Origin of the sequence: Nocardia sp. NBC_01388, from assembly GCF_045040085.1 — a bacterium.
GTDB lineage: Bacteria > Actinomycetota > Actinomycetes > Mycobacteriales > Mycobacteriaceae > Nocardia.
Map to the genome: position 1 here is coordinate 8,424,731 of NZ_CP109553.1, position 19,224 is coordinate 8,443,954.

The window sequence follows — 19,224 nt, forward strand, 5'->3', positions numbered from 1 at the left end:
AATCGCCCCCGCTCCGGATCATCCGGTGCGGGGGCGATTTTCGTCTCTCCCGATCACTTCCGTCCGACCGGTATCTCCGGCCTCGTGTCTCGCGAAGTACCGAAGTCGGGCAAACACTTCGCGATCGATGTGGCCGGCTGGGTGTCCGCGGTCCCCGGCCTGGCAGGCGTGGTTGTGCGCGGCGGGAGGTGCACGTGCGGACAACCTCGTGTCCGGTGGTTGGCAAGCATTCGGCGCAGGAGTTGCATGAATCCCGGGTCGGGTCACGACGGCTGACGACAGTGCGGCCGCGCGGATCGACTGGTCGATCGAGGTGGATGTGATGGCGTTCGGTGTGGGTTTGAGTATCGGCACGGTGAATACGGTGTGCGTGACGGCCGCCGATCGGTCGGCTCGCCGCGGTGCCCAATCAGCGGCTCGCCGCGGTGCCCAATCAGCGGCTCGCCGCGGTGCCCCTCCGCCCACAACCTGGCGCACCACCCTCACCTTCGACAGTTCCGGTACTGCCCGGGTAGGCCGCATTCCGCGGCACGGGCGGGTCATTACCGAATTCGCCGACCTGACCCAGCGCGGGGCGCCGGTCGCGCGGGTCGGTCACCGAGCGCTGTCGGCTGCGGATCTTGTTGCCACCGTGGCCAACAGCGTGATCGAGGAGGTGCTGGGGAAGGCTCCGGCCGGGCAGGACACTAAGGCGGACACCGCTATTACGGTGACCTATCCGGCCGGGTACTCCGAGATCCTGGTGAACGACCTGCGCACCGCGCTCGACGGTGTCGGGCTGCCGAGTGTGCGGCTGCTGTCCGAACCGGTGGCCGCGGCCGCTTGGCTGGCGGCGCAGCGCGATCCGCTCATGCCGGGGCTGGCGCTCGTCTACGACCTCGGCGGTTCCGGTCTCGATGTGACGCTGGTGCGGGTGGGCGCGGGCGCGCCCAGCAATCCGATCGTGGGATTGCCGTTGCACTCCGCCGACTTCGGTGGCCGGGCCTTCGGCGGCATGGTCGCCAAATGCTTGCGCAATGCCTCGGATGCGCCGGTGATCTCCCGGGTGAGCTCCGATTCCGATACGGGGGCGCTGCGCACCGAACATGTGCGCAGTTCGCTGCGGCTGGTCTACAAATGCCTGCGCATTGCCGATGTCACCATGGCCGATGTCGATCGGGTGCTGGTGGTCGGCGGTGCGGCCCGCCCGCCGGAGGTGGCGGATGTGCTGGCCGAAGAGCTGGCCCGCCCGGTGAGCGTGGCGCCCGATCCGGAGCGCACGATCGCCGACGGTGCGGCCATTGTGGCCCGGCAGGCGGCGCGGTCACAGGATTCCGTGGCGCATCGCCATCATGTGCTAGCTGATCTGTTCCGGCGCGTCACCCGGGTGGCGGCCCTGTAATCCGGCCGGTTACCGGCCGGTTTGCCCTCGATCATAGATCGGGGCGGCGCAACACGTGCAAGCATCTTGCTAGCACTGGTTGACGCTTCTCCAGTTTGGTGTAACCATTAGATACAGATAACGCCAATGCTGGAAGAGGAGAGGTGACGACGATGTCTCCGACCGCGACCCACGTCGATGACCCCGTAGTTGCCGAAGCTCTCGAATACGCGCAGAAGCTGCTGCTGCTTTCCGAGGGATCGGTCAACAAGAGCTTCGATCCGTACGAGGACATCGACTGGGAGAACCCGGACTTCGATCCGAACGCGAAGCCCGAGCGCTGGATTCTGCCCGCTTCCGCCGACACCATCGGCCGCCACCCCTGGTATCTCGCCCTCTCCGAGGAGCAGAAGATCGAGGTCGGCAAGTACCGCCAGGCCAATGTGGCCAAGGTCGGCCTGCAGTTCGAGTCGATTCTGATCAGCGGCATGGTGAACCACACCTTCGGTCTCGCGAACGGTGATCCGGAATTCCGGTACTGCACGCACGAGATGTCCGAAGAGCTCAACCACACCCTGATGTTCCAGGAGATGGTGAACCGCATCGGCGCCGACGTGCCCGGTATGGGTCCGCTGGTGCGGCAGTTCCGTCAGGTCGCCGTACCCGTCGCGGTGCTGTTCCCGAACCTGTTCTTCATGGCCGTGCTCGCCGGCGAGGAGCCGATCGACCACATCCAGAAGCAGATCCTGCGTTCGGGCGAGGAGGTGCACCCGATCATGCGCGGCGTCATGGCGATTCACGTCGCGGAGGAGGCGCGCCACATCTCGTTCGCGCACGAATTCCTCAAGCGCCATGTGCCGGAGAAGAATCTGCCCAGCCGGGTGGTGCTGTCGATCGCCATGCCGATCGTCATGTTCATCCTGGGCCGTTCCATCGTCACGCCGCCGAAGGCGTTCTTCGATGAGTTCGATGTGCCGGAGCAGGTGCGCAAGGAGCTGTTCTACGGCTCCAAGGATGCCAAGCAGGCCTTCAGCGATTACTTCATCGACGTGCGCGCGCTGGCGAGCGAGATCGGCCTGATGAACCCGATCTCCAAGCGGGTGTGGAAGATGCTCGGCATTGCCGGCACCGCCTCGCGTTACCGCTCGGAGCCGATCCGCTCCGGCAAAGCCGCCTAGGACAGGGGACGTACAGTGCCGTACGTAGTCACCCAATCGTGTTGCAGTGACGCGTCTTGCGTCTACGCATGCCCGGTCAACTGCATCCATCCCACGCCCGATGAGCCGGATTTCCGGACGGCGGAGATGCTGTTCGTGGACCCGCAGGCCTGCGTGGACTGCGGCGCGTGCGCGACCGCCTGCCCGGTGGACGCCATCACCTCGACGAAGAAGCTGACCGATGCGCAGCTGCCCTTCATCGAGATCAATGCCGACTTCTACCGCGAGGAGCGGCCGCGACCGCTGCTGGCGCAGCCGATTCCGGCGGCGGAGGTCAAGCCCGGGCGCGAGCCGCTGCGGGTGGCGATCGTCGGATCCGGTCCGTCGGCCATGTACGCGGCCGATGAACTGCTGACGCAGCACGGGGTTTCGGTGACCGTCTTCGATCGGCTGGCCACGCCGTACGGTCTGGCCCGCTTCGGTGTCGCACCGGATCACACCAGCACGCGGCAGGTCGGCGAGCTGTTCGAGGTGATCTCCGCGCAGCACGGTTTCGGGTCGTATCTGAATGTGAATGTCGGGGAACATATTTCGCACGACGAGCTGCTGGCGCATCACCACGCGGTGATCTACGCCGTCGGTGCGTCGAGTGATCGCAAGCTCGGCATCGCGGGGGAGGGGTTGCCCGGCAGTGTCTCCGCCACCGAGTTCGTGGCCTGGTACAACGGGCATCCCGATCATGCCGGTCGGTACTTCGATCTGTCGCAGCAGCGGGTGGTGATTGTCGGCAACGGCAATGTGGCCCTGGACGTGGCGCGCATTCTCACCACCGACCCAGAACTGCTGGCCGGTACGGATATTTCGCCGCGCGCGCTGACTGCTCTGCGCCGCAGCAAGATCGAGGAAGTGGTCGTGCTCGGCCGGCGCGGTCCGGCCGAATCCGCCTTCACCGTGCCGGAATTCGTCGGTCTGCTCGGGGCGGATGTGGACATCGTGGTCGAGGGCGAGATCCCGGAGACCGAGGCGAGTATGCCGCTCAAGGTCGAGCAGAAGCTGAAGCTGTTGCGCGGGTTGGCCGATCGGCCGGTCGGAGCGCGTAAGCGGATCGTCTTCCGATACCTGTCCTCGCCCACCGCCTTCCTCGGCGTGGACCATGTGACCGGTGTCGAGGTGGTGCGCAATGAGCTGGTCACCGGCGCCGACGGTGTGGTGCGGGCCGAGGCCACCACCGGCACCGAGGTTTTGGAGACCGGGCTCGTGCTGACCTCCGTCGGGTATCGCGGTGTGCCGCTCGCGGGTCTGCCGTTCGATGAGAAGACCAGTGTGATCCCGAATCTCGACGGGCGGGTGCTGGAGGTCTCCGGTGGCGCCGTGGTGCCGGGTGCGTATGTGACCGGCTGGATCAAGCGCGGGCCGACCGGTTTCATCGGGACCAATAAGTCCTGTGCGCAAGAGACGGTGCGGCAGCTGGTCGACGACTTCAATGCGGGCCGGTTGGGCGAACCGGGTCGTGGCGCACACGAATTCGACCGACTGGTCGGTGAGCGTCAGCCGCACGCGATTCGCGGCGGTGCGGTGACCAAGCCGCGACGGCGACTGCCGCTGCTGGTGCGCGGCCGCTAGCCCGCAGTAAACCTACCGACCGCCCCGTATGACCTCAGGTCATACGGGGCGGTTTTTTCTTTGTGTGCGGATTGTGTTGTGCGAGTTGTAATGCTGCGTTTGTCCAGTACGACATGTCTGGTAGTGGGAACGATTTGAGTCTGAATCGCGGTCGATGAGGCGCTGCGGGTGGGGAACTCGGCAGCAGCAACCGACCAGTGATCGGCAATCCAGGCATTCGAACTGACGTTGCGGTTTTCTTTTCCGGACACTAGTCAGCGACCGGTTGGTATGAATTAGTCGTTCGCTGCACTGTAGCTACGGCATCCCTGTTTTTGAACTCTCTTGGCGTCCAGTCCGATTCGATCTTGATACATAACTTGCCTGACCAGTAGATTCGCCAACTTCGCTACTGGACGCGAAATCTTTTCTCCGGATTCGATATTCACATCCGGCATGTGCCAGTTAACCTGAACCAGCTGTTTGGTAAACGACCGCGTCCACATGGTTGGTACGCCTGTGAGGCCGTGGTCTCGGTGCGTTGACGGGATAGCGATGACTGTTGGATTTGGCATGAGCATCGGCACAGTGAACTCCGTATGGGCAACTGCTGCCGGTGGTTCGAACCGGCCGGCCGTTCGGGTTCGCCGGACCGCGGTGACGTTCGACAGCGCGGGCGGAGCTCGCATCGGAGGCATTCCTCGCTTCGCGCCCGTGGTCACCGATTTCGCCGATCTCACCGCCGATCCGGACCCGGTGGTTATCGGCGGGCGTATCTGGTCACCGGCCGATCTGATCGCGGCGGTGGTGAACGGGTTCATCGAAACCAATGCCCCCGAAGCGCCGGCGGTGACGACCTATCCCGCCTGCTACACCGAGAAGCATGTGACGCGGCTGCGCCGGGCGCTGGACTGGTCGGGCGCGGCGGACGTCATGCTCATGCCGGAATCCGTTGCGGCGGTGGAATGGCTGGACAACGAGTACGGCATCTCCAGTTCCGGCATCACCCTCGTCTACGACCTGGGGGGCAACTGCCTCGACGTCGCGGTGGTGCGCACCGAGGCCGATCGCGAGGAACGCGGCATTCTCGGCTACGCCGAACGCTCCTATGACTACGGCGGGCGGCCGCTCGGTGCGCTGCTGGCGCGATACGCCCGCAGTATCGCGCCCGATGCGGCGCAGCCGGTGTCGTCGGTGGTCTCGGCCGCCGATACGAATCGATTGCGCAGCTGGCATATTCGCAATTCGCTACGGGTGGTGCGGGCCTGCGTGCATCAGACCGGGCTGGCCATGGAGGACATCGACCGGGTGCTGCTCATCGGCGGCGCGTCCCGGCCGATCGAGGTGGCGCGGGTGCTCGCCGATCTGGGGCGGCCCGTCATCATGTCGCCCGATCCCGCGCATACCATCGCGGTCGGCGCGGCCATCGCGGCCTTCCGCAGCGTCGACAGCGGCTCCGCCATCGGCAGGTATGCGCCCCGGGCGGCGGTATTCTCCGGCGCCGCAGTCGCTTCCGCGCTCGCCATGTCTGCGGCCACCGTGCTCGGCGGGCCCGTGGCGGGACCGCCCACCTTGCAGTCGGCTCCCGGCGCCGATGCGGGCGGGCCGGCGCTCGGCTCGGGCGATGTCCTGGTGCTCGAAGACGCTACCGCCGCGCCCGCCGGAATGGTCCGCGTGCATCGGGTGGTCACCGCGGCCGTAGTCACCAGCTACGGCCCGATGCCTGCCACCGTGACTCAGAACTGGACTGCTGGTCACCCCGTGGACGCCGGTCCGGGCGGGCATTGCGAAACCCGTGTGGTAGAGGATATTCCGACTTACGCCAACCCCGCGCAGTTCATCAATCCGCTGCCCTTCGCCTCGCCCTTCGCCCTGGGCGCCTACCCGGGGCAGATCCCGTCGGTCAGCCTGCCCCGGACCCTCCCCGGACCACCCGCGCAGCCCGGCAACAGCGCACCGCAGCCCGGACAGTCCAACCCGGGCGCACCGGGGACCGCGCCCGGTGGTGCACCCGGAACCGCACCCGGCGGAACGGATTCCGGCGGAACCGCCCCGGCAAGTCCCGGCACAACGACAGGCGGCACGACCACCGGCGGTGGCACCACGGACGGTGGGACCAAGCCCGGTGACGGCACGGGCGGCGGAACGACAGCACCCGGCGGCACCGCCGCGGGTGGCACCGGTGGTGAAACCTCTTCCGGCGGAACAACTCCCGGCGATGGCGGGATCGTCGGTGGTGGAACGACTACCGGCGGTGGCGCGACCACGGGTGGCACGACCACAGGTGGCGCGACCACTGGCGGAACGACTTCCGGGGCATCTACCGGCGGCGGGACCACCGGCGGCTCCGCGACCGGCGGCGGAACCACTGGCGGCGGAACAACTTCCGGCGGTGGTACCACAACAGGGGGTGGCACCACCGGAGGAGGATCCACGACGGGAGGCGGAACCAGCGGCGGTTCGACATCCGGCGGTTCAACGGCTGGCGGCGGAAACACCGGTGGTGGAGCGACTTCCGGTGGTGGAGCAACGTCCGGTGGCGGCGCGACCGGTGGCGGCGCGACCGGTGGCGGAGCGACCTCGGGTGGCGGCGCGTCCGGTGGTGGAGCGACCTCGGGTGGCGGCGCGTCCGGTGGTGGAGCGACGTCGGGTGGCGGCGCGTCCGGTGGCGGAACCGCTGGCGGCGGAGCAACTTCCGGTGGAGGCGCGAGTTCCGGCGGCGGTGGCACGTCAGGCGGTGGCGGTGCGACCGGTGGTGGTGCTGCGCACGGTGGAGCAGCTTCCGGTGGTGGTGCAGGAGGAGGCGCTGGCGGTGGTGCCGGAGGCGGCGGAGGCGGCGGTGCGGGCCACGGCGCCGGTGGTGGCGGAGGCCACGGCGGCGGTGGCGGCCATCGCTAGCCGGGCGAGCCATGTGCAATCCTGCGGTGGCGGTGGCGGCGCCCTTCGCGGCGGAGACCATGCGGTCGGAGGCGGTGATGGTCATCGCTAGCGGGCCGACACATGAGCGGTCGGGTGGCGGGGGCGGCTCGTGGTCGGAACTCGCGGCCAAACGAGTGGACCCGAACGACTATGCGACCCGCCGCCGACTACAACTCCTGTGCATCAGAGGCCAGCGACCCGCGCCGAGTACACGCTCCGGCCGGGCCGAGTCATGACGGCCGCCGACCTCACTTACCCAGTGCCCCGGCAACCTACGCAGCTTTCCCGATAGAAGACGGCGACGCGGGTGGGTGTGGAATCCCCTCGAACCCCCACCCCGACGTCGAACGGACCGGCCCACCCCGCGCTCAGTGCCCAGGCGCAGGGTGGGCCAGGTCCTTTCCGTAACACCCCGGCGATAGCCGGAATCCGCTGCGGCACATCACCGCGCCGCGCGTACTTCAAGATCACCAGGAAATGGTGGCGGCATTGCGCGGGTAGCCCCCGCCGCCAGTTCCTGGTCGCGGGGCAGCGGGTGGCGTAGCCGCGGGCGGTGGCCGGCGAAAGTCAGACCGGGGCGATCAGATCGGCGAGGGCGTCCAGGCTGTCGACCACGATGCTGTAGGCGCTCTGCGGCAACTCCGCGTGCAGGTAGCCCCAGGGGCCGCGGCGAATCAGTACCGGAATCATGCCGGCGCCACTGGCGGGCAGCACATCATTGTCGACTCGGTCGCCGACGTAGCAGATCTCGCCGGCGGGGACGCCCGCCACCTCGGCGACCTTCAGGAAGAACTTGGGATCGGGCTTCTCCAGATCCCATTCCGCGGAGGTGTAGATCGCGTCCACGGGGAGATTCATCTTCTCCAGCGCCGTTTTGGCCTGCGGCGGTTGATTACCCGCGATGATCACCTTGAGCCCACGCTCCCGCAGCCCGGCCAGGGCGCGCCGCACATCCGGGTACAGGTCGTCGGCGTCGAAATTGTTGCGCAGGCTTTCGGGCTCGTCCATGGCCCAGCTGACCTGCTCCCTGTCCAGATCCACTCCGGGCAGCAGTAGTTCGAAGGCGTCGGTCAGCGGCCGCCCGGTAGCCGCCATGCCGCCGATCACTCCGAGTAGCGCGAAGCCGGGAATTCCGAGCCGGTCGGCCCATCGGCTCCAGATCCGCGTCTCGTCGATCAGCGTCTCGCCCACATCGAACACCACAGCCTTGATCATCGGCCCAGCCTATCGGGCGGCGCGGCGCCGGATGGCCGGGATCTCGGTGCTGCGCATTGATCGATGACCTTCGGCCACGGCGCGACCCGGCATATACGGTCACGGACCCCGCTGGCACGGCAAAACCGCCGCCCCGAATCGATTCATGAACGCTCAGGCCGGCGGTTGAGGCGCCGATCGGCCCGGCAGTGGCGGCCGATCGATGGGTAGTCCCGCGTCAGGCCGAGAGCTTCAGCGGTAGTGCCGAAGCTGCGATGTAGCGGTCCAGGATGACATCGGTCAGGAGGGGGTGGGCGCCGATGGTGGGAGCGTGCACGAGGCTGGGTGCGGCTGCTTCGAGGCGGTCGGTGAGTAGGCCGGGGGCCAGGAACCAGGGTGCGACCAGGATGTGGTCCGCACCGCGTGCGCGGAGTGCGGAAACCGCTTCGGGCAGGCTGGGTGCGGTGGTGGCGAAGCAGATCTCGGCGGGCAGGCCGGTGATGGCCGCGAGTTGTCGCGCGATCTGTGCGGTGCGCGCATTGGCCGTCGCGGAGGAGGAACCTACCGCGGCCATGGCGATGCCCAGTCGTGAACGAGCCGGGAAGACCTGGCCCAACGAGGAGACGGCCAGGGACTCCCGCACTCGATCACGCAGGGCCGCGATCACTCGCGTATCGGCCCCGAGTACATCGGCCTGCGTCAGCTGCATCCGGGGATGCCGGGCGCGGGCGGCTGCCAGCATGCCGGGCAGGTCCACGCGGGCGTGAAAGGCGCTGCCCAGTAGCAGTGGAACCACCACCGCGTGCGAATGCCCTTCGGCGGCAACCGCATCCACGACCTGATCCACCGACGGCGCATTCAAATCCAGGAATGCCAGCCGCACATCCAGATCCGGCCGCGCGGCAGCCAATTGCTCCACCACGGCGTACATGGTCGCCGCCGACCGCGGATCCCGGCTGCCGTGCGCCACCGCGATGAGTGCCGGCCGCGGGCCGCCAATCCGGCTCGTAGCAGGTGCAGGCGGTGCTGCACGGCCGGCGGAAAACGCTGCCGCAGTGCCGGAGCCGTCTGCGGACCGGTTCGCCGCGGCAGCACATCCACTTGCGGCCTGGGTGATGGCGAACGTATCGCTCGCGATGTCTCGGCCGGGGTCGACCACAGCCGTCCGGCGGGCGGCGAGAAGTATGTTCGCCGATTGCTCCGCGAAGCCGTTTGCCTGGGCGCCGACGCTCGGGCGGTCGCTCGGCCGCGCGGCCACGGCATTCGCGACCACGCCGGCCGGAAGGTTCGCCTGTGGCGGCGCGACCGGCGGCGGGGCCGCTGGAACAGCGCCGCGGACAGGCGAATTCATCTCAGGCCCCGACTTCGACCTTGGTCAGTGCGTCGCCGACCAGGCCGGCGGCCAGGGTGTTGCCGCCCGCGGGGTCGATCAGCAGGAAGCTGCCGGTGTAGCGGTTGACGCTGTAATCGTCGGCGGCAATGGGTTCGGCGACGCGGATGGCGATGCGCCCGATGTCATTGAGCGCCAGCGATTCCGGGTTCGGGTCGGCGGCCAGGCGCTGTTCGTCGAAGCGTTCGATCAGAGCGCCGACAATGGCCTGCGTGGTGCGGGCGCCGTGCTTGAGCAGCAGGCGGGCGCCGGGGCGCAGCGGCTTGTCGCCCAGCCAGCACACGGTGGCGTCGAACGCGTCGATCGGCTCGGGCGCGTCCTCGGCGGCCACGATGGTGTCGCCTCGGGAGACGTCCACATTGTCGGCCAGGATCAGCGTCACGCTGCGGCCCGGCTGTGCGTACGCCAGTTCACCATTGGGGGTGTCGATGCGCTCGATGGTGGTGCGGGTACCGGACGGCAGGACGACGACCGCGTCGCCCTTGCGCACGGTGCCCGCCGCGACCTGACCGGCATAACCGCGGTAGTCCGGGTATTCGGCGGTGCGCGGCCGGATCACGTACTGCACCGGGAAGCGCAGGCCGACCTCGTGGCGGGTGCTGTCGGCATCCGCGGGCACCGACTCCAGGTGCTCGATCAGCGACGGACCGGTGTAGTACGGCGTATTCGCCGAGCGCGAGGCGACATTGTCACCGTGCAGCGCGGAGACCGGAATCTCCACCACATCCTCCGGCGCCCAGCCGAGTTTGGCTGTCAGCTCCGAGAATTCGGCGACGATGCGCGCGAACACCCCGGCCGGATCATCGACCAGGTCGATCTTGTTCACGGCGAGCACCAGCTTCGGCACGCCCAGCAGCGCCATCACGGCGGCATGGCGGCGAGTCTGCTCGATGACACCCTTGCGGGCATCCACGAGCAGGATCACCAGCTGCGCGGTCGATGCGCCCGACACCGTGTTCCGGGTGTACTGCACATGCCCCGGGGTATCGGCGAGCACGAAAGACCGTGCGGGCGTGGCGAAGTAGCGGTACGCCACATCGATGGTGATGCCCTGCTCGCGCTCGGCGCGCAGGCCGTCGACGAGCAGCGACAGGTCCGGAGTGGACAGCCCCTTGTCGACCGAGGCGCGGGTGACCGCGTCGATCTGGTCGGCCAGCACCGATTTCGTGTCGTACAGCAGACGTCCGACCAGGGTGGACTTGCCGTCGTCGACACTGCCGGCGGTGGCCAGTCTGAGTAGGTCGGACATCAGAAGTAGCCCTCTCGCTTGCGATCTTCCATGGCGGCCTCGGAGACTCGATCGTCTCCACGGGTCGCGCCGCGTTCGGTGAGCCGGGAGGCCGCCACCTCGGCGAGAATCGCCTCGTTGTCGGCCGCATCGGAAATGATTGCGCCGGTGGTGGATCCGTCGCCGACGGTGCGGTAGCGCACCGACTTGACCGACAGCTCCTCGCCCTCGGCCGGGCCGCCCCACACGCCGGGCGTCATCCACATGCCGTCGCGCTGGTACACCGGGCGCTGGTGCGCGTAGTAGATGCTGGCCAGCTCGATGTCCTCGCGGGCGATGTAGCGCCAGATATCCAGCTCGGTCCAGTTGGAGAGCGGGAACACGCGCACATGCTCACCCGGAGCGTGCTTGCCGTTGTACAGGTTCCACAGTTCCGGCCGCTGCCGCTTGGGATCCCAGCGTCCGAACCCGTCGCGCAGCGAGAAGATGCGCTCCTTGGCGCGCGAACGCTCCTCATCGCGGCGGGCGCCGCCGAAGACCGCGTCGAAGCGGTGCTCGGCAATGCCGTCCAGCAGCGGCACGGTCTGCAGCGGATTGCGAATGCCGTCCGGCCGCTCGGTCAGCCGTCCGTCGGCGAGGTACTCCTCGACGGAGGCGACGTGCAGCCGCAGGCCGTACTTCTGCACCACATGATCGCGGAAGGCGAGCACCTCGTCGAGATTGTGCCCGGTGTCCACATGCAGCAGCGAAAAGGGCAGCGGCGCAGGCCAGAACGCCTTCAGCGCCAGGTGCAGCAGCACCGTGGAGTCCTTGCCGCCGGAGAACAGGATCACCGGTCGCTCGAACTCGCCCGCGACCTCGCGGAAGATGTGGATGGATTCGCTCTCCAGCGCCGCGAGAGTGTCGAACTCTTCGAGCGAGGCCAGGACGTCGGAGTCGGTCTCTGCGATTGTCATGAGGCGTGCAACCCGCATTCGGTCTTGGCGAGGCCGGCCCAGCGGCCGCTTCGCGGATCGGATCCCGGTTCCGGCTTCCGTGTGCACGGAGCGCAACCGATGGACGGATATCCCTCCTCCACAAGGGGATTGACGAGAGTGCCATTGGCCTCGATGTACGCGGCCATCTCATCGTCGGACCAGGCGGCGATCGGATTGATCTTCACCAGCCCGAAGCCCTCGTCATAGGAGATCAGGGGCGCATTGGCGCGGGTGGGGGCCTCCACGCGGCGGATGCCGGTGACCCAGGCGTTGTACGGCTGCAACGACCTACCCAGCGGCACCACCTTGCGCAGGCGGCAGCATTCGGCGGCATCGCGGGCGAACAGATCCTTGCCCAGCAGCTGATCCTGCTGCGTCACAGTGTTTTCCGGCTGCACATTCACGATGTTCACGCCGTACACCATTTCGACCGCGTCCCGCGTGCCGATGGTCTCGGCGAAGTGGTAGCCGGTATCCAGGAACAGCACATCCACACCCGGATGCACCTGCGCGGCCAGCTGCACCAGCACCGCGTCCTGCATATTCGAGGCGACAATGTAATTGGCGCCGAAGTTCTCCTCGGTCCACTGCAGCAGCTGCTGCGCGGTGGCGTCCGGCCCGAGTTCGGCCGCGCCCCGCTCCGCGAGTGCGCGCAGGTCTGCTTCAGCGAGTTTGGTTGTGGTCATTGCTGTCTCCTCCAACTACCGCAGGTCTGCTTCATCGGCGCGGACAGCCCACACCGCGAAACGCTCACTCTCGTCACGGTTCTTGACGAAGTTGCGCACGACGCGCTCGATGTAATCGCCGAGCTCGGTGCTTGTCACCTTGTGCTGACGCAGCTTGCGGCCGAAGCCGCTGTCGAGTCCGAGGCTGCCACCGAGGTGAACCTGGAACCCCTCGATCTGATTCCCCTCGCCATCGTCGACGAGCATGCCCTTGAAGCCGATATCCGCGATCTGCGAACGGCCGCAGGAGTTCGGGCAGCCATTGATATTGATGGTGATGGGAACATCGAGCTGGGCATTGATATCGGCCAGCCGCTGCTCGAGCTCCGGCGCCAGCACCTGGGACCGTTTGCGGGTCTCGGTGAAGGACAGCTTGCAGAACTCGATACCGCTGCACGCCAGCAGATTCCGCCGCCACTGCGACGGACGCCCGTGCAGGCCCAGCGGTTTCAGCTCCTCGATGAGCCATTCGACCTTGTCGTCGGGCACGTCGAGCACGATGAGCTTCTGATACGGGGTGAACCGAATCCGGTCGGAGCCGATCGATTCCACAATGTCGGCGACCTTGCTCAGGATGGTGCCCGAGACGCGGCCGGCGATGGGGGAGAAGCCGACGGCATTGAGACCGTTGCGCAGCTTCTGCACACCGATGTGGTCGATGGGACGCTCCGGCTTCTCCGGTGCGGGACCGTCGATCAGCTTGCGCTTCAGGTACTCGGTCTCGAGCACCTCGCGGAACTTCTCGATGCCCCAATCCTTGACCAGGAACTTCAACCGCGCCTTGGTGCGCAGGCGGCGGTACCCGTAATCGCGGAAGAGCGAGACCACGGCCTCCCACACATCCGGCACCTCGTCGAGCGGCACCCACGCGCCGACCCGTTGCGCCAGCATCGGATTGGTGGACAGACCGCCGCCGACCCACAGGTCCAGGCCGGGCCCGTGCTCGGGATGCTCGACACCGACGAAGGCGATGTCATTGATCTCGTGCACCACATCCTGCTGACCGGAGATGGCGGTCTTGAACTTGCGCGGCAGGTTGGAGTACTCCTTCTTGCCGATATAGCGCTCGACGATCTGGTCGATGGCCGGAGTCGGATCGAGCACCTCGCCGAGGGATTCACCGGCGAGCGGCGAGCCGAGCACCACGCGCGGGCAGTCGCCGCAGGCCTCGGTGGTCTGCAGGCCGACCGCTTCGAGCCGCCGCCAGATCTCCGGCACGTTCTCGATCTCGATCCAGTGGAACTGCACATTCTCGCGGTCCGACAGATCTGCGGTATCGCGGCCGAACTCGGTGGAGATCTGCCCGAGCGTGCGCAACTGCTGTGCGCTCAGCGCGCCGGCGTCGCAGCGCACCCGCATCATGAAGTACCGGGCCTCGAGAATATCGATGTTCTCATCGCCGGTGAAGGTGCCGTCGTAGCCCTGTTCACGCTGGGTGTACAGACCCCACCAGCGCATGCGGCCACGCAGATCGCCCTTGTCGATCGAGTCGAAACCCTGCTTCGAGTAGATGTTCTCGATGCGCGCGCGCACATTGAGCGGGTTGTCGTCCTTCTTGCTCTGCTCGTTCGCATTGAGCGGCTCGCGGTAGCCGAGCGCCCACTGCCCTTCCGAACGGCGCTGCACCGGCTTTCCGGTGCGCTCGCGGGGCGCGGCGGGCGCGTCCGAACGGGGGCGATCCGGACGCACGCGTCGTTCCGCTTCAGGCCGTTGCGGCCGGGCGGGACGAGCTGATCCGGAACTGTCGGCGTCGGTGCTCGACGTCATAGGGGTCGCTCCTGAAGGTCTTGCGGGCAGGCGAGAGGGGCTGACTCACGCCTCCGATATCAGCGAACCGGCGAGTTCGGCGTCGAAGAAGGACGTCGATCCGGGAAGAAGGGGGAGCTGATCTACCGGAGGCTTCCGGGCAGACAGCTCGCGCTGCAGACACGCTTGAAGTCGACGTGGCGCCGCGCCACGAGTCGCACTCCGAGTCCTGTCATGGAGCCTATTGTGCCACCTCAGACAGGCTGTTCCGACCGTCCGCCGATATTTTCCGGACTTTCAAGGGAAATCCCCTGGATACCACGCCCGATTTGTGACAGGTCTCATAGATCACGACCGATTCGATCTTGGACATTTGACCTCGAGCCCTCGCGGGGTCTTCCACCGCCCCCTCGGACCCTCGCGTGGCCGATAGATGGCTTGCCCCTGAGTCTCGTGACGGCAGTCGGCACACACGTCCGGCGCGACCGACCTTCGTTCACCGCCGAGGCGCCGAATTCGTGCCGATCCACGAAGTTCGACGGCCCGACCCCCTTCGTTCCGGTCGTATCGCCCTATGCGCTGGTGGTTTCCAAGGCGCGCATCCAGTCCGGATTCTCGATGAAACCCCTTGGGATGTACTCGGATTCGACGTCGATACTGTTCGCCGACAACCTGCTTGTTCTTCTTCAGATCCTGCACGCGAGCGCGCACCATAACGTATTCGATCTTGTCCATGCCGGTGAGCTGAAGCCGACTGCCGAGCATTGCTCATCATTTCCGCTGGCAGCGATTTGAGCAGAGTGCCGAACTGGCCGCAGAACTTGTCCGAGACGTCGTTCGGGTTCTTCGCGGCCATCACCGCACGCAGATTCGACTCCATTTGGCCCTGGTCCGGGCTCTCGGCGATGCCGCCACCGCTGTCGCCGCCACCGCATCCGGCGAGTGCGCCCACCGCCGCGATCGTGAGTGCGATTGCGCCGATCTCCCGCACCTTGCTTGGACGTGTTTGTACGACAAGCAGATTCATACGATCTCTCCCCATGAGGATTCCCCTTCGGGAGAGAGGGCTAGAGCACCGGACATCGATCTGCCATGTCGTGCAGTGCGTTTCGAGTATGAAGCTTTGTGATCTCCCGCACGCGTGCGGTTCTCGTGGCGTGGAGTTCTCGTGATCAGCGTGTTTCCGGGGAGATCTCCGGGGGCGGTGGACAACGTCGTACGGATCGGCCGGGACCGAGCGCAGACGCCGCACGGTCGAGGCGCATGCGGTGTGATGGGCGCGACTCGTCACACTGGAGGGATGGAAATGATCGCCGACCCCGCCACCGCGGACCAGCTGACGCCGGTGCTGCGCGACTTCGGGGGCGGGGCGTTCGGGATCTACATCCACGTGCCGTTCTGTGCCACCCGGTGCGGGTACTGCGACTTCAACACCTATACGGCGGGGGAGCTGGGTACCTCGGCGTCGCCGCAGTCCTGGTTCGAGGCGCTGCGCGGTGAATTGGCGACGGCCGCCGCGCAGTTCGAGGCGTTTCCGACTGCTACGCCGCCGGTGCAGACCATTTTTGTGGGTGGGGGTACGCCGTCACTGCTCGGCGGGGACGGGCTGGCGAATGTCATGAGTGCGGTGCGGGACAACTTCACGGTGGCCGCTGATGCCGAGGTGACGACCGAGTCGAATCCGGAGTCGACGTCGCCGGAGTTCTTCGAGCGGCTGCTCGAGGGTGGGTTCACGCGGGTGTCGCTGGGGATGCAGTCGGCGGCGGCGCATGTGCTGAAGGTGCTCGATCGCACGCATACGCCGGGGCGGGCGGTCGCGGCGGCGCAGGAGGCGCGGGCGGCGGGGTTCGAGCATGTGAATCTGGATCTGATCTATGGGACTCCGGGGGAGCGGGACGGGGATCTGGATGCCAGTTTGGATGCGGTGCTGGCGGCGGGGGTCGATCACGTCTCCGCGTATTCGCTGATCGTCGAGGACGGCACCGCGCTGGCGCGGCGGGTGCGGCGCGGTGAGCTGCCCGCTCCGGATGATGATGTGCTGGCCGCGCGCTACGAGCGCATCGATGCGCGGCTGGAGGCGGCGGGGCTGGGCTGGTACGAGGTCTCGAACTGGGCCGCGAACGACAGTGCGCGCTGCCGGCACAACCTCGGGTACTGGGACGGCGGCGACTGGCTCGGGGCCGGGCCGGGTGCGCACAGTCATATCGGCGGGGTGCGCTGGTGGAACGTGAAACACCCTGCGCGCTATGCGGATCGGGTTGCGGACGGCGGATTGCCGGCGGCGGGGTGGGAGGAGCTCACCGATGCGGAACGCTATACCGAGCGCGTCATGCTCACCGCTCGGTTGCGGACCGGATTGCCCCTCGGCGACTTGGATGCCGATGGCCGCGTGGCCGCGGGGCGCGTGGTCGCCGACGGTTTGGCGCTGCGACAGGACGAGCGCCTGATCCTGACCGATCGCGGGCGACTGCTGGCCGACGCGGTGGTGCGCACCCTGCTCACCTGAGCGCGTTCGGTAATCCCCCACGGGTGCCGGAGTGCGGGGTTACGCTGCTGTCCATCGCTATGTTCGACGAGGATATTGTTCCATTTCGGGTCGAGATCTCGCAGGATCGACTGCGGGATCTCCGCCGACGGTTGAGTGAAACACGCTGGCCCGCACAGGTTTCCGGTGTCGGCTGGGCGCGCGGGGTACCGGTAGAATATCTGCGGGACCTGGCGCACTATTGGGCGCAGCGCTTCGACTGGCTCGCCTGGGAGAAACGGCTCAATTCCTATCCCCAGTACACGACGGTGATCGACGGCACCCGAATTCATTTCCTGCACATCAGATCTCACCGCTCTGGCGCCACCCCGCTGCTCATGCTGCACGGCTGGCCGAGTTCGGTGCTGGAGTTCCTCGAGGTGATCGAACCGCTCACCGATCCCGAGGACGGCGGTCCCGCTTTCGATCTCATCATTCCCTCGCATCCGAACTTCGGATTCTCCGGTCCCGCACCGGATCCGGGCTGGGACAGCCCGCGCATCGCGCTCGCCTACGCGGAACTCATGCGCCGCCTGGGCTATCCGCGCTACGGCGTGCAGGGCGGCGACTTCGGCGCGTTCATCGGCCCCGATCTGGGCCGCCTCGATGCCGACCGCGTGATCGGCGTGCACGTCAATGCCGCCACCTGGGGCTTCATCCCGCACGGCCAGCTGCCCGCGGACGCCGCCGCCACCCTCACCGAGCCGGAACGCGAAAAGCTCACGCTCATAGGCGAATTCCTCTCCGAGGGCGGCGGCTACTACCAGATTCAGGGCACCCGTCCGCATACCCTCGCCTTCGCCCTCAACGATTCCCCGGCCGGGCAGCTGGCTTGGATAGTGGAGAAGTTCCACGCCTGGACCGGCGCCGCGGGCACGCTCGAGGATCGGCTGGATCGGGATCACATGCTGGCCGGAATCTCGATCTACTGGTTCACCGAGACCGGCGGCTCGTCCGCGCAGCTGTACTACGAATCACTACACTCCCCGAATCAGCCGACCCACTCGCGGGTTCCGACCGCGGTCGCCAATTTCGCCGGCGATATGGCCATCCGCCGCTTCGCCGAACAGCTCAATACCATCGTGCGCTGGACCGAGTTCGACACCGGCGGCCACTTCGCCGCCATGCAGACCCCCGATCTGCTGACCGCCGATATCCGCTCCTTCTTCACCGATCTGCTCGCCTGACGCCCGCCCTCGGCCCGCAGCTGAGCGGCGGCGTACAGGCAATGTGCGAACGGCCAACTAAACTGGCGGGAACATCCGGGAATTCCTGCGAATATGCCCCACAGGCCTGCGCGGTGGAACCCGACGGCGAGCGAGGAGGTGGGGCCGATGGCGACCACGGAGCAGCGACGGCTCGAGGTCCTGCGGGCGATCGTCGCGGACTACATATCGACCAAGGAGCCGATAGGGTCCAAAACCCTGGTGGAGCGGCACAATCTGGGCGTGTCCAGCGCGACTGTGCGCAATGACATGGCGGTGCTCGAGGCCGAGGGCTATATCGCCCAGCCGCACACCAGTTCCGGTCGCATCCCCACCGATAAGGGCTACCGGCAGTTCGTCGATCACATCTCCGAGGTCAAGCCGCTCTCGAATGCCGAGCGGCGGGCGATCATGGAGTTCCTGGAGAGCGGCGTCGATCTCGACGATGTGCTGCGCCGGGGTGTGCGCTTGCTCGCACAGCTGACCCGGCAGGTCGCCATGGTGCAGTACCCGACGGTCTCGGCCTCCACGGTCCGGCACATCGAGGTGGTCGCGCTCAATCCCGCACGCCTGCTGCTGGTCGTCATCACCGACAGCGGCCGGGTCGATCAGCGCCTGGTCGATCTCGGCAATGTGATCGGCGAAGAGGATCTGGCCGCCCTGCGCGGCATGCTCGGCAAGGCCATGGAGGGTAAGCGTCTGTCCGCCGCCTCCGCCTCGGTGGCCGAACTACCGGAGCATTCGCCCGCCCGGCTGCGTGACGTCCTCGTGCGGGTCTCCACACTGCTCGTGGAGACGCTCGTCGAACACCCCGAGGAACGACTGGTGCTCGGCGGCACCTCGAACCTCACACGCAATGCCGGCGACTTCGCCGGGAACGGATTTCCGGGCTCGCTACGCGTGGTGCTGGAGGCCCTCGAAGAGCAGGTGATCGTGCTGAAGTTGCTGGCAGCGGCCCAGCAGCCGGGTACGGTCACCGTGCAGATCGGGGAGGAGACCAAGGTCGAACAGATGCGCGGAACGGCGGTGGTGTCCACCGGATACGGGATGCCCGGTACCGTTCTTGGAGGTATGGGGGTGCTGGGCCCGACCCGCATGGACTATCCGGGGACCATCGCCTCGGTGGCGGCCGTGGCCCGGTATATCGGTGAGGTGCTCGCCGAACGGTGAGCAAGCGGAGAGACGAAACGGACTAGA

General features: G+C 67.0%; 15 protein-coding genes. 8 read left to right on the top strand and 7 right to left on the bottom strand.

The genetic code is table 11. The features are described 5' to 3' along the window. The first annotated feature begins 322 nt into the window (after positions 1 to 322). The 4 genes from OG716_RS39835 to OG716_RS39850 all read left to right on the top strand — a co-directional run bounded on the left by OG716_RS39835 (position 323) and on the right by OG716_RS39850 (position 7,017). Positions 323 to 1,381 (top strand): Hsp70 family protein, encoded by a 1,059-nt coding sequence (locus OG716_RS39835; RefSeq protein ID WP_405135349.1) that lies wholly within the window; start codon positions 323 to 325, stop codon positions 1,379 to 1,381. Positions 1,382 to 1,533: 152 nt separating this feature from the next. After that, a complete protein-coding gene (locus OG716_RS39840; protein ID WP_405135350.1) occupies positions 1,534 to 2,538 on the top strand; it encodes a diiron oxygenase in 1,005 nt (334 codons plus the stop codon). A 15-nt stretch (positions 2,539 to 2,553) separates the two neighbouring features. Continuing rightward, on the top strand, positions 2,554 to 4,140 hold the full coding sequence (locus OG716_RS39845) for an FAD-dependent oxidoreductase (protein WP_405135351.1): 1,587 nt from the start codon (positions 2,554 to 2,556) through the stop codon (positions 4,138 to 4,140). A 552-nt stretch (positions 4,141 to 4,692) separates the two neighbouring features. Continuing rightward, entirely contained in the window at positions 4,693 to 7,017 is a 2,325-nt protein-coding gene (locus OG716_RS39850) for an Hsp70 family protein (RefSeq protein ID WP_405135352.1), read from the top strand. Positions 7,018 to 7,605: 588 nt separating this feature from the next. Here the strand turns inward: OG716_RS39850 and OG716_RS39855 are convergent. From OG716_RS39855 to OG716_RS39885, 7 genes are all read right to left on the bottom strand, one after another. After that, the gene (locus OG716_RS39855) at positions 7,606 to 8,253 is read right to left on the bottom strand and encodes an HAD family hydrolase (protein ID WP_355127175.1); all 648 of its coding nucleotides are present in this window, start codon (positions 8,251 to 8,253) and stop codon (positions 7,606 to 7,608) included. Between the two features lie 217 nt (positions 8,254 to 8,470). After that, the gene (locus OG716_RS39860; RefSeq protein ID WP_405140249.1) at positions 8,471 to 9,232 is read right to left on the bottom strand and encodes a sirohydrochlorin chelatase; all 762 of its coding nucleotides are present in this window, start codon (positions 9,230 to 9,232) and stop codon (positions 8,471 to 8,473) included. Positions 9,233 to 9,584: 352 nt separating this feature from the next. After that, a complete protein-coding gene (locus OG716_RS39865; protein WP_405135353.1) occupies positions 9,585 to 10,871 on the bottom strand; it encodes a sulfate adenylyltransferase subunit 1 in 1,287 nt (428 codons plus the stop codon). Continuing rightward, positions 10,871 to 11,806, bottom strand: coding sequence for a sulfate adenylyltransferase subunit CysD (cysD, locus tag OG716_RS39870; protein WP_355127172.1), 936 nt, complete (start codon positions 11,804 to 11,806; stop codon positions 10,871 to 10,873). Before cysD ends, OG716_RS39865 begins: the two co-directional genes overlap by 1 nt. Continuing rightward, the gene (locus tag OG716_RS39875; RefSeq protein WP_405135354.1) at positions 11,803 to 12,513 is read right to left on the bottom strand and encodes a phosphoadenylyl-sulfate reductase; all 711 of its coding nucleotides are present in this window, start codon (positions 12,511 to 12,513) and stop codon (positions 11,803 to 11,805) included. The genes cysD and OG716_RS39875 overlap by 4 nt, the downstream gene beginning before the upstream one ends. 15 nt (positions 12,514 to 12,528) lie before the next feature. Further along, positions 12,529 to 14,319 (bottom strand): nitrite/sulfite reductase, encoded by a 1,791-nt coding sequence (locus OG716_RS39880; RefSeq protein ID WP_405135355.1) that lies wholly within the window; start codon positions 14,317 to 14,319, stop codon positions 12,529 to 12,531. 122 nt (positions 14,320 to 14,441) lie between these two features. Continuing rightward, positions 14,442 to 14,534, bottom strand: a complete 93-nt coding sequence (locus OG716_RS39885) for an Ms4527A family Cys-rich leader peptide (protein WP_354835468.1) — start codon at positions 14,532 to 14,534, stop codon at positions 14,442 to 14,444. A gap of 217 nt (positions 14,535 to 14,751) precedes the next feature. On the opposite strand from OG716_RS39885, the gene OG716_RS39890 reads away from it, so the two are divergent. From OG716_RS39890 to hrcA, 4 genes are all read left to right on the top strand, one after another. Continuing rightward, positions 14,752 to 15,093, top strand: a complete 342-nt coding sequence (locus OG716_RS39890; RefSeq protein WP_405135356.1) for a hypothetical protein — start codon at positions 14,752 to 14,754, stop codon at positions 15,091 to 15,093. A 511-nt stretch (positions 15,094 to 15,604) separates the two neighbouring features. Further along, entirely contained in the window at positions 15,605 to 16,804 is a 1,200-nt protein-coding gene (gene hemW / locus OG716_RS39895; protein ID WP_405140251.1) for a radical SAM family heme chaperone HemW, read from the top strand. A gap of 59 nt (positions 16,805 to 16,863) precedes the next feature. Further along, a complete protein-coding gene (locus tag OG716_RS39900; RefSeq protein ID WP_405135357.1) occupies positions 16,864 to 18,009 on the top strand; it encodes an epoxide hydrolase family protein in 1,146 nt (381 codons plus the stop codon). Positions 18,010 to 18,156: 147 nt separating this feature from the next. After that, positions 18,157 to 19,197, top strand: a complete 1,041-nt coding sequence (gene hrcA, locus OG716_RS39905; protein ID WP_405135358.1) for a heat-inducible transcriptional repressor HrcA — start codon at positions 18,157 to 18,159, stop codon at positions 19,195 to 19,197. Positions 19,198 to 19,224 lie beyond the last annotated feature (27 nt).